This window comes from Deltaproteobacteria bacterium, from assembly GCA_016219225.1.
Classification (GTDB): domain Bacteria; phylum Desulfobacterota; class RBG-13-43-22; order RBG-13-43-22; family RBG-13-43-22; genus RBG-13-43-22.
The window spans coordinates 1-10,380 of record JACRBX010000005.1 but is presented as its reverse complement, the minus strand read 5'-3'; the positions used below and the strand labels follow the sequence as shown (position 1 = coordinate 10,380).

At 52.6% G+C, this 10,380-nt stretch carries 7 protein-coding genes; 1 reads left to right on the top strand and 6 read right to left on the bottom strand.

Features of this window, described 5'->3' with window-relative positions; translation table 11 throughout:
- Positions 1–1,351: HDOD domain-containing protein (locus tag HY879_00245; protein MBI5601763.1), on the bottom strand; the 1,351-nt coding region annotated here is incomplete at its 3' end.
- 270 nt (positions 1,352–1,621) lie between these two features.
- Between HY879_00245 and HY879_00240 the strand changes: the two genes are divergently transcribed.
- Complete coding sequence (locus HY879_00240; GenBank protein MBI5601762.1) at positions 1,622–4,102, top strand: glycogen/starch/alpha-glucan phosphorylase; 2,481 nt, start codon at positions 1,622–1,624, stop codon at positions 4,100–4,102.
- A gap of 11 nt (positions 4,103–4,113) precedes the next feature.
- Here HY879_00240 and HY879_00235 read toward each other — a convergent pair whose 3' ends face one another.
- The 5 genes from HY879_00235 to HY879_00215 form a co-directional block, all read right to left on the bottom strand.
- On the bottom strand, positions 4,114–5,364 hold the full coding sequence (locus tag HY879_00235) for an HDOD domain-containing protein (protein ID MBI5601761.1): 1,251 nt from the start codon (positions 5,362–5,364) through the stop codon (positions 4,114–4,116).
- Positions 5,365–5,455: 91 nt separating this feature from the next.
- On the bottom strand, positions 5,456–6,067 hold the full coding sequence (locus HY879_00230) for a 4Fe-4S dicluster domain-containing protein (GenBank protein ID MBI5601760.1): 612 nt from the start codon (positions 6,065–6,067) through the stop codon (positions 5,456–5,458).
- Between the two features lie 3 nt (positions 6,068–6,070).
- Complete coding sequence (locus tag HY879_00225; GenBank protein ID MBI5601759.1) at positions 6,071–8,278, bottom strand: molybdopterin-dependent oxidoreductase; 2,208 nt, start codon at positions 8,276–8,278, stop codon at positions 6,071–6,073.
- A gap of 242 nt (positions 8,279–8,520) precedes the next feature.
- Positions 8,521–9,780 (bottom strand): anaerobic sulfatase maturase, encoded by a 1,260-nt coding sequence (locus HY879_00220; protein MBI5601758.1) that lies wholly within the window; start codon positions 9,778–9,780, stop codon positions 8,521–8,523.
- Between the two features lie 35 nt (positions 9,781–9,815).
- Positions 9,816–10,380: sulfatase-like hydrolase/transferase (locus tag HY879_00215; GenBank protein MBI5601757.1), on the bottom strand; the 565-nt coding region annotated here is incomplete at its 5' end.

The following is a 10,380-nucleotide window of genomic DNA, read 5'->3' as shown; positions in this document are numbered from 1 at the left end:
CAAACTTCTTGATTTGCGGGGAATGAATATCCTGTATGATAATGTCGCTGCTCTTGGAAACGGCCAGGTTGAAGATATCGTTGGATCCTTCCAGTCCGATAACAAACCATTTCTTGATCATTTCGATGTTATCTCCGAACCCGAATCGTAATTTCATGACCGGCTCTACCGTATCTTTAACGAAAAAAAGGGCTCTTTCAATCTTGAATCTTTTCATTCCCCGATAGATCGTTTCCAGGGCTATGGTTATAATATCGTTCAGGGCGAAAGGTCGAAGCATCGAAATGTTGATTTCCTGGATACCCTTGGAAAAAATTGATTCGACGTCTTCCCGGTCTTCCTTTTTAAAAAAAGCATCGATGGGTTTAAGAGCATCGGTTTTGAATTCCAGAACTTCGGCGTCCGAGATGGTTGAGCCTTCCTGACCCGTCCATTCGTCTAATTGTTTGCTTAAAGGGGTTTCGTTTAGATCCAGGCTCAACTCTTCGGCTAATTGATAGAAGTTTTGTGAGGTGCTCGCTATCAGGCTATCCAATTTTACTTCCTGTACCTTGATATGTCTTTTATAACCATCGAGCAGTCTATTTATTTTTTCGGTCTTTAATTCTTTCTCAAGACCGGTGGCCAAGGTATTGGATATTTCCGTCGAAAGGGTGGCAACCATACTGAGTTTCTCGGATTCTTGCGGATCGACGACAAGATCAGACCGGTTGATATTACGCATACTTTGCACAATTTTCTGCGGGAAATTCCATTCCGTGGCCATGGTCATCCCTAATTCTTCAAAGGAAATTCCGAGAACTTCGGACGCGGCCATATCTTCCGTAATATCTTCCTCGGCGCTAAATCTCCTGATCTCGGCGATTTTCTCAGGCATGGAAAAAGTCACCAATATCTTCCCCAAGGGATGGAGGAGGGTACAGATAAAAGCTTCTTCCTCTTCTATAAAGTTTAAATCATGGATGATTTTCTGGGCAAAAATTCCACCCCAAAAGGCCTGACCGAGCGTGTTGATTATTTCCGGATATGGACTGTTTTTCAGGAAATGGTCAAAGATCATCAGGGTGAGGGCAATATTTTTTATATAATCTATACCCAGCAGAAAAATTGCCCGAGATATGGTCGTCACTTCACCAAACTGCAGATAATGAACACTATTAACCACCTTTAGCAGTTTTAAGGTCAGACCATAATCCTTCAGTATGATATTGGCAATTTCGGTAACGTTTTGTTCTTCTATTTCCTTTAGGTTCCTGAAAAATCCGATGGTTTCGGCCAGGCTGGGGAGATCGCTACGCTGGCGTATCTTATTTAAAATATCATTTTTGGGCTTGAGACTTTGAGTTCCCATTCGAATCCTGATTGTTTAAAAACTGTTCGTTGTAGAATAAAAGCTTTTTAAGTATACTAATAACAAAAAAGGGAAAGGTCAAGTTTTGCGGACTCGTAAAAATTCAAAATAGAGAAGGGTTTGCCTCCCTGGTTTTCTTTTGACGAAGTTCCCGAGAAATATTATTATAAAGCCGAAATACCGGACCATGACCTTATGCCCTTTCCGGAGATCGCCTAAACCGGTAAGGCCGCCTCCTGAAGACACAATAAACCATACAAAGGGATTGACATGACCGATAATTTTCCATGCCGAACCGACCAAAAGAAAGTACCCCCACCGGATCTCGAAACCCTGGCTGACGATATCCGTCGCCACATTGTTTCCACTCTGGGCAATGAGGTTTATGGGCATAGTCATTTTCGTTATTTCAATGGATTGGCCCTGAGCATCCGCGACCGGCTCATCACGGCCTGGCTGAACACGCAGCGAGACTACTACGACGGAATGGTCAAGAGGGTTTATTACCTCTCCATGGAATTCCTCCCCGGTCGTTTTCTGATGAATTACCTGACCAATCTGGGAATGGAACAGGGCTGCCGACAGGTCTTGGAGAAATTGGGACTGAGTCTGGAAGACCTGGAAGAGGTGGAGTGGGATGCCGGCCTCGGCAACGGCGGTTTGGGGCGCCTGGCCTCCTGCTATCTGGACTCCATGGCCAGCCTGAAGATCCCCGGTTACGGCTATGGTATTGCCTACGACTACGGTATCTTTTTCCAGAATATCGTTAACGGTTTTCAGGAGGAAAGCTGCGATAACTGGCGCCGCCAGGGTAGTCCCTGGGAGATCGTCCGGCGCGAGCATCTCTACGAAGTCAAATTCTACGGCCGAAGTGAGTCCACCCTTGATCCCGAGGGGCGCCGGTGCTATCGCTGGGTGGACACCGAGAACATCATGGCCGTGCCTTGTGATATCCTGATCCCCGGTTATGGTGGCGACCACGTTACCAATATGCGGTTGTGGGCCGCCCAATCGAGCCGTGATTTCAATTTGAGTGTCTTCAACCGGGGGGATTATGCCGGGGCCATGCACGACAAGGTTATGAGCGAGAACATCTCCAAGGTCCTGTACCCCAACGATCAGCCGGAACAAGGCAAGGAACTCCGTTTAAAACAGCAGTATTTTCTGGTGGCCGCCACTTTTCAGGACATCATGCGTCGTCATAAAAAGCAGCACGGGTCCCTGGCCGGCCTGGCCGATTACGCGGCTGTGCAATTGAATGACACCCACCCGGCTATCGCCATCGCTGAACTGATGCGGCTCCTGCTGGATGAGGAACAGTTGGGTTGGGATCAAGCCTGGGATATCAGCAACAAGACCTTTGCCTATACCAACCACACCGTCTTGCCCGAAGCCCTGGAGACCTGGCCGGTGGATCTGATCGGACGTCTGCTGCCCAGGCATCTGGAAATCATCTACGAAATCAATCATCGTTTTTTGCAGGAGGTGGCCGCCCGGTATTCGGGTGATCAAGAAATCCTGACCAGACTGTCCCTCATCGAAGAGGGATCGGAGCGCCGGGTACGGATGGCCCATCTGGCCATCGTGGGCAGTCATTCGGTCAACGGGGTGGCCGCCTTGCACACCCAAATTCTCAAAGACGTTCTATTCCGGGATTTTCACGAATTTTATCCCGGGAAATTCAAGAACATCACCAACGGCGTCACCCCCCGGCGTTGGCTCCTCCAGACCAATCCCGCCCTCTCGGGGCTCATTACCGACACCATCGGTTCGGACTGGGTCTGTGATCTGAACCAACTCAGAAAACTGATTCCTTTGGCCGAAGACCCGCAATTTCGCCGGGCTTTTTCCGAGGCCAAACTCGAGAATAAAAAACGGCTGGCCCGCTATGTGTTGCGCAAGATGGGGCTGGGCATCAACCCTCGAACCCTGTTCGACTGCCAGTTTAAGCGGATGCATGAATATAAGCGCCAACTCCTGAACATCCTGCACGTGATTACCCGTTACAACCGCATCAAGGGAAACCCCCGGGCGCCCTCCACGCCCCGTACGGTTTTGATGGGCGGGAAGGCGGCGCCCGGCTATTATCGGGCCAAGCTCATAATCAAACTTTTCAATTCCGTAGCCGAGGTGGTTAATAATGATCCCGATGTCCAAGGCCGGCTTCGGATGCTCTTCCTGCCGAATTACTGCATCTCTCAGGCTGAGAAGGTTATTCCGGCGGCCGACCTCTCGGAACAGATATCCACGGCCGGTATGGAGGCCTCCGGCACGGGCAACATGAAGTTCGCGCTCAACGGGGCGTTGACCATAGGAACCCTGGACGGCGCCAATGTGGAGATGAGGGAAGAGGTGGGGCCTGAGAATTTTTTCCTTTTCGGTTTAAGGTCTGAGGAAGTGGACCGGTTGCGGCAAGAAGGCTATAGCCCGTGGCACTATTACCAAAGGGACCCGGAACTCAAACAGGCCATCGAACAGATCGCCTCGGGATATTTCTCGCCCGGCCAGGCCTCCCTTTTTGCTCCTCTGGTGGATGCCCTTCTGAGGGATGGGGACTACTTTTTAGTTTTGGCGGACTATCGAAGCTATATCGATACCCAGGGACAGGTAGACGAACTTTTCGGAAACCCCGACGAATGGACCCGCCGGGCCATCCTCAACACGGCCTGTATGGGCAAGTTTTCCAGCGATCGGGCCGTCATGGAGTATGTCCGGGAGATTTGGGGGGTTCAGCCTTTAGGGAAATCGTAGACTATTAAACATTACTCCGCCTGAGTAAAAAAACTACCGGCCCAGTCCCGGGCCTGGGCAAAGTTTTCTTTGATGAGGTTAAGGTCCAGAAAGAGCTTCTGCGTCAAGATTTCGAGGGCCGACCAATCGCCATCCTCCAAGGACTCCAATAATTCGAAGAGAAGACGGTACTCATTGTTGGGGTCGCGACGAAGGGCCGCCTTGAGCTTGGCCTCCAGTGGCAGCAACTCCACCACCTTTTCCATGGGCAGCCCCAGGATGGAGTCCAGCAGGGAAAATAAGCCCAGGAGGAACAGGGTATTCGGATTAAATCCCCAATAATCGACCTTCATGGCCAGCAGTTCGAGGAACTTTCCGCGATTCAGGGAAAGGACCGCCAACTCCCGGGGGACCTCTTCCTTCCCGGCCAGGTCGACGAAGAGTAAGGCGCGCAACCAGCCTCTGAGCTTGGTCCATCCGAGAAGCATGATGGCCTGATCGATGGATTGGATATTTTGCTTCCGACCGAACCAGGCGCTGTTCAGGTAGGAGAGGAGACGGAAGCTGACCGAGACGTCGGAGCGGATGGCCTCGGCCAGGACGTTGACCTCCGCGTCCTCGGCTTCAAGAAGACGCAACAGGTTCAACCGGGCCACCTCGTTGGAGCCGAGCTGGCGATTCTGCACATACTCCGGTTCTTTGAAGAAGGGACCTTGAAACAAGGCGAAGCCCAGATCCCTGGCCGATTGGAATTGGTCCTGGGTCTTGACACCCCGGGCCAGCATCCTGGGGGGGCGGGGTGTTTTTCGAACCAACCAGGACTGATCCGGCTTTCCCAGGGAGAGATCAATAGAGACGATATCGGCCAGACCGTATAGCGCATCCGGGATGGATCTTCCGGGTATGAATTCCAGAGCGGTTTGATAGCCATCGTTTCGCAGCCTCTCCAGAGCCGGTGCCAGTCCGGGATCGTAAGATTCGCCGGGGAGCACCCGCACCACCCCGCTGGCAGGCGGCAGGGCGTGGGGTATCCCGGTCAGGATGCCGGCCTCGTCAAAACCGACCATGATCTGCTTGCCCCGCTCCATGGCCTCCTGCAGGCCCAGATAAGTGCTGGAAGACAGGCCGGAGGCGCTATCCTGCTGGGGAAAAACCTCATAGATTCCATCCTTTAATTCCCCGCCCTGCAGTTCGTATCCCCAAATACTCCGATTGACATCCAGAATGGGCTGCTTGATGAAGAAGATGCAATGGGACGAGAGTTCTGTATTTTTTTCGGTCATGGTATTTCCTCCAAAAGAGTTTTTCATCCATCCGACCCATTTGTGCTGTCTTGTCACAGACCGGAATGAATGGAGAGAGCTCCCCTGGCTGCTAACCCTCAGTTCCGACCCTTGGAGTAACTTCAATCTTCCCTATGGCCAGATTTCTTTCATCCCTCTTGGGTTTGAATAGTACCGAGGGGGCGAGTTCTTCAGAGTAGGTGAAACTCTCGGTTTCCCGGACATCGCCGTATTGTGCCCGTAATTCATCCAAGGGACCGATGTCTATGACCTGCATAGGGCAACTAATCACACATATCGGTTTCTTTCCCTCGGTCAACCGGTCCAGGCACCAGTCACACTTCTGCATTCGGGCATCGGCTTCCTCCCCGAATTGCGGGGCGTCATAAGGACAGGCCTGGAGACACAGACCGCATTGATCCTTGCCCAGGCAGGCTTCTCGGTCCACGGTCACAATACCGTCTTCCGGCCGTTTGCTAATGGCCTCCACCGGGCAGACTGCAACACAGGCCGGGTGGAGACAATGATTGCAGGTCACCGGCAGAAAAGCCACAAACAGATCCGGATACTTACCTTTTTCGATAGTTTTCACCCTCATCCAGCTTGCCGGTCCGGCAGGAACATCATGCCAGTCCTTGCAGGCCACGACACAGGCGAAACAGCCCATACAACGATTTTCATTGATATACATTCCGTATTGCATAGCTTATTGGCCCACCTTTTCTATTTGCACCAGGGCCGTATGGGGAGTAAAGGCGCCGCCCGGTGAAATTTGGTTTTTGGTCAGGACATTGGCACAGCCCCCATAGTCGATTCCGTTTTCATCGGGACTATACCAGGCGCCCTGAGGAAGGGCGACCACCCCGGGCATAATCCTCTCGGTCACCTTGGCGGGAATCCTGACCGCACCCCGATCGTTGAAAACCCGGACCAGATCTCCCGACCGGATCCCTCGGGAATCGGCGTCGACGGTATTGACCGAAATCGCCTGGGTTTGCAGCTCCCGGAGCCAGGGCAGATTATCGAACTGGCTGTGAGCCCGCCGTTTCAAATGGGGGGTAATGAGCTGCAGGGGATATTTTACAGCCAAGGGGTCATTCAGACTCTCCCAGGTCTCCATATAGGTAGGAATGGCCGGAATCAAAGGATCGTTTATCCTGGCTGCTATTTCAGAGCGGATTTCTATTTTCCCCGATGGAGTGGGAAATGCGGTAGGCGGAATTTTTTTATCTTCCGGTTGGCCGCCCCCTTCCGTTTTTTTGGGCCGGCCGAAAACGAAGCCTTGTTTTCTAAGGGAGTCCAAGTCAGGCAAGTCCACTTCTTCGGATAATCGGGTTACGATGTGCTCGACCATCTCCCCATCAGTTTTATCTCCGTAATCGGTCAGGCCGAGCTTTAAGGCCAGGGCCTGGCAGATCTGCCGCTGGGATTTGGATTCTCCCAGGGGTTCTATGACTTTGTTGAGCAGGGCGTAGATCCCTCCACCTCTCGGGGCCAGGATATCCTCCCGCTCCAAGAAGGTGCAGACCGGTAAAACGATATCGGCCATCTTGGCCGTTGCCGTCATGAACTGCTCCGTGACCAGGATGAACTCCAGTTGCTGGAAGGCCTTGACAGTCTTGTTGACCTCACCCAGTTGATTGAGGTAATTGGTATTGGAAAGCCAGATCATCTTATAGTCATGGGGATAGCCGCCGGCCTTGCCTTTCAGGATGGCATCGGCAAACAGACTCACATTGACCCGGGCGCTGGAATTGACGCTGACTCCGCGAAAAGGCAAGGCGTTTTTGCGCGGCGGGGCTCCGGCTTCCACTGGGTTAGGCGGACTTTCCAGTTGAGGATTAAATTTTACGGCCTTTTTTTTCGGGGCCGACAGCCAGTTTTGGAATTGCAGGTTTCCCGTTATGGCCTCTAAAGCGGCAGCGGCGCGGTGGTACTGCTCGCCGTAGGCCGTGCGGCCTGGGGAGATGCTGGTGGCCAGAGTGGCTGGCTTGTTACAGGCATAGGCGCGCGCCAGGTTTTCGATAGTGGCCGCCGGGACAGAGCTTATGGCCTCGGCCCATTGCGGGGTCTTGGCCGCTCCATCTTCAAGGCCTAAGACATAGGCTTTAAACTGATCAAATCCTATCGTATTGGCCTCGATAAAATCCCGGTCCTGGAGATTTTCCTGGATGATTACATAAGCCATGGCAATCAGCACGGCCCCGTCCGTACCCGGTCGAATAGGAATCCACTGGTCGGCGAAAACGGCTGCCGAGTCGGTATACCGGGGATCGACGAAAATGAATCGGGCCCCCTTTTCCTTGGACTGGGCCAGGAATAAGGGCGTAAGGGTGCCTTGTTCGGTGGTGACCGGGTTCCAGCCCCACATAATGATCAGCCGGGAGCTGAGATATTCTTCAAGCCGGTGTTCCGACTGAGATAAGAACTTGCGTCTCGTGCCGTACGTTACGCCGGCGGAAAAGGTGGCGCCTTCATGGGAGATGAAACCCCAGGGGGCGGTGTAGCCCCCGAACTGGCAGAGCAGCCGATGAAAAGCCCCCACATGATGCAGGGTATGGGGATCGCACATGGAACAGAAGTGGAGCATCGCGGCATTGCCGTACCTGGCCTTGATCCGATTCATTTCCCCGGCTACGGTTTCCAGGGCTTCGTCCCAGGAAATCCTGGTAAACTCGCCGGCCCCTCTAACTCCCGTCCGTTTGAGCGGGTAAAGAAGCCGGTCGGGGGCATAGACCCGTTGACGATAGGCGTGTCCCCGGGCACATAAACGAGGTTTATATTCCCCGTCATCGGACTCAATCCTTACGATCCGGTTTCCTCTGACGTGTACTTTCATCTCACAGGTGCCGCCGCAGTGGCTGCTGCAGATACTGCGGATGATTTTTTCTTCATGGTTTGCGTCGACTGCCATCTAATCCTCCGGATTTCCTTTCCATAGTCATAAAATAATCATTTTGGTTAGCTATTGATATCAAATCGATTTGAAATTATAATAAAAACTTCCGTATTCGTGGCGAAAGAATAAAACAAACAACTTCGCCTGTCAATGGAAACAAGATTTGTATTTGGAAAAATAGGGTGGGGGAGAAGGGCTTTGACCAGCTGAATTGTCAATCACCGAGGAGGGCCGTGGGGACGAAGCCAGCAGGATGATTATCCGGACGAAAAACCGCAGCATTTTTTATATTTTCGGCCGCTGCCGCAGGGGCAGGGAGCATTACGTCCCATCTTTCTCCTGACCGGGTCGGCCTTTTCATCCCGAATTGGCTGCTTTTCCCGCCAGTCCGCTACCAGTTTTTTTAAAGGGGCATCGGCGTAGGAGAAAAACGTCTTATAGGCCTCACAGAAATGGTTGAGTCCTATCGGACCCGGACCTCCCAGTCGGTCTTTAACACAGCCACCGCGGCACAACCATAGCCACCGGCATTGCCGGCATTCCCCAGGCAGCGTCGATTTGAGGCGACTGAAGGCATTTTGTTTTTCCGAATTCATCAGGTCCCCCAGACGACTTTCCCGGATGGTCCCGAGTCGATGCTCAGGGGAAACGAAAAAATCGCAGCAGAAGACCTGGCCGTCATGTTCCACCACCAGGTAAGTGCCACACTCGGGGAGGAGGGTGCAATCCAGGGGTCTCTTTCCGGCATAGCAGAACAAGAGGGATTCAAAAAACCGAATGGAGGTGGCAGGGCGGCCATCTGCAAAATCCGATAACCATAAATCAAACAGCCGACAGAGAAAGGTCCCATAGGGCCCGGAAGAGACGGAAAATCGGGCCGGCTGCCGGGGATGATCGGGGCCGTGTTCAAAGCAGGGAATGAACTGCATGTAAGAAAGACCCATGGTTTTAATAAATCCGTAGATCTCTTCTGGAAAATGGACGGAATAGTCATTGACCACCGAGAGGGCATTCACCTCCACACCCGCATCCAGCATCCGCTTGGCCGCCTCGCACACCTGGCGAAAGGATCCCTGTCCTCCTCTCAACCGCCGGTAATGATCATGGATGGGTTCGGGTCCGTCCAAAGATAGACCCACCAGAAAATGGTACTGTTTCAGAAAGGCCGCCCACTCTCTGTCGATCAGGAGCCCGTTGGTCTGAAGCCCGTTGGCCGCCACCTTTCCCTGACCGTATTGCTTCTCAAACTCAATGGCTTTTCTGAAAAAGGGCAATCCCATGAGAGTGGGCTCGCCGCCCTGCCAACTGACGGAAACCTCTCTTGGTCCCTGTTGCATCAGATCCTTGATTACCGCCTCCAAAACCGTTTCCTCCATGCGATGGATGTCCGATAGGGGAAAGAGATCTTTTTTCCCGCTGTAGAAACAATAGCGGCAGCTCATATTACAGTCAGGCCCGGCAGGTTTGACCAGGATATGGTTCAGGGTTTTCTGGTTTTGGAGTCTATGGGCATCCATCATTCATGGCCGACTTTTATAAAAATAACTCGTGTTCATTTAATCGATCCAAAGGGATTTTCCGCCATTTTTCGTTCCCATTGGACCATCTTATCGGCCAGTTTTTTGCCCAGTTCAGGGTGCCGGGTCAGGAGGTTATAGGCTTCACCGGGATCGGTTTCCAGGTTAAATAACAGGGGCTGTGGTCCGTTGGTGTGATTGGTGAGGGTGCCGAGTTTTTTATTGACCGGCATGGGCCAGACATAATGATTGAGAGAGCGGAAATATTTCCAGTTTCCGGTCCTGATTCCCTCCAGTTGACCATGATGATAGAAATATAAGGATTCGTGGGGCGACCTGACATTGGGTCGAGTCAGCAAGGCGGTAATATCCCGCCCGTCGATAAGACGATCGGACGGGAGAGATAACCCGGCCAGGGACAGGCAAGTGGGAAAAAGATCGATATTCATGGCCGGTTCATGACAGGTTCGGCCGGGGGGGATATGTCCCGGCCAGCGGGCTATGAACGGCACCCGATGACCCCCTTCATAGCTCTGCCCCTTTCGGCCTCTGAAAGGACCGGGACTTCCTTCATACCAGGGGCCGTTATCGCTGGTGATT

What these genes read in the sequence shown, in the direction of transcription:
- HY879_00230 (MBI5601760.1), bottom strand. Translation starts at nt 6,067, where the DNA reads ATGCAATACGGAATGTATATCAATGAAAATCGTTGTATGGGCTGTTTC.
- HY879_00235 (MBI5601761.1), bottom strand. Translation starts at nt 5,364, where the DNA reads ATGACCGAAAAAAATACAGAACTCTCGTCCCATTGCATCTTCTTCATC.
- HY879_00225 (MBI5601759.1), bottom strand. Translation starts at nt 8,278, where the DNA reads ATGGCAGTCGACGCAAACCATGAAGAAAAAATCATCCGCAGTATCTGC.
- HY879_00240 (MBI5601762.1), top strand. Translation starts at nt 1,622, where the DNA reads ATGACCGATAATTTTCCATGCCGAACCGACCAAAAGAAAGTACCCCCA.
- HY879_00220 (MBI5601758.1), bottom strand. Translation starts at nt 9,780, where the DNA reads ATGGATGCCCATAGACTCCAAAACCAGAAAACCCTGAACCATATCCTG.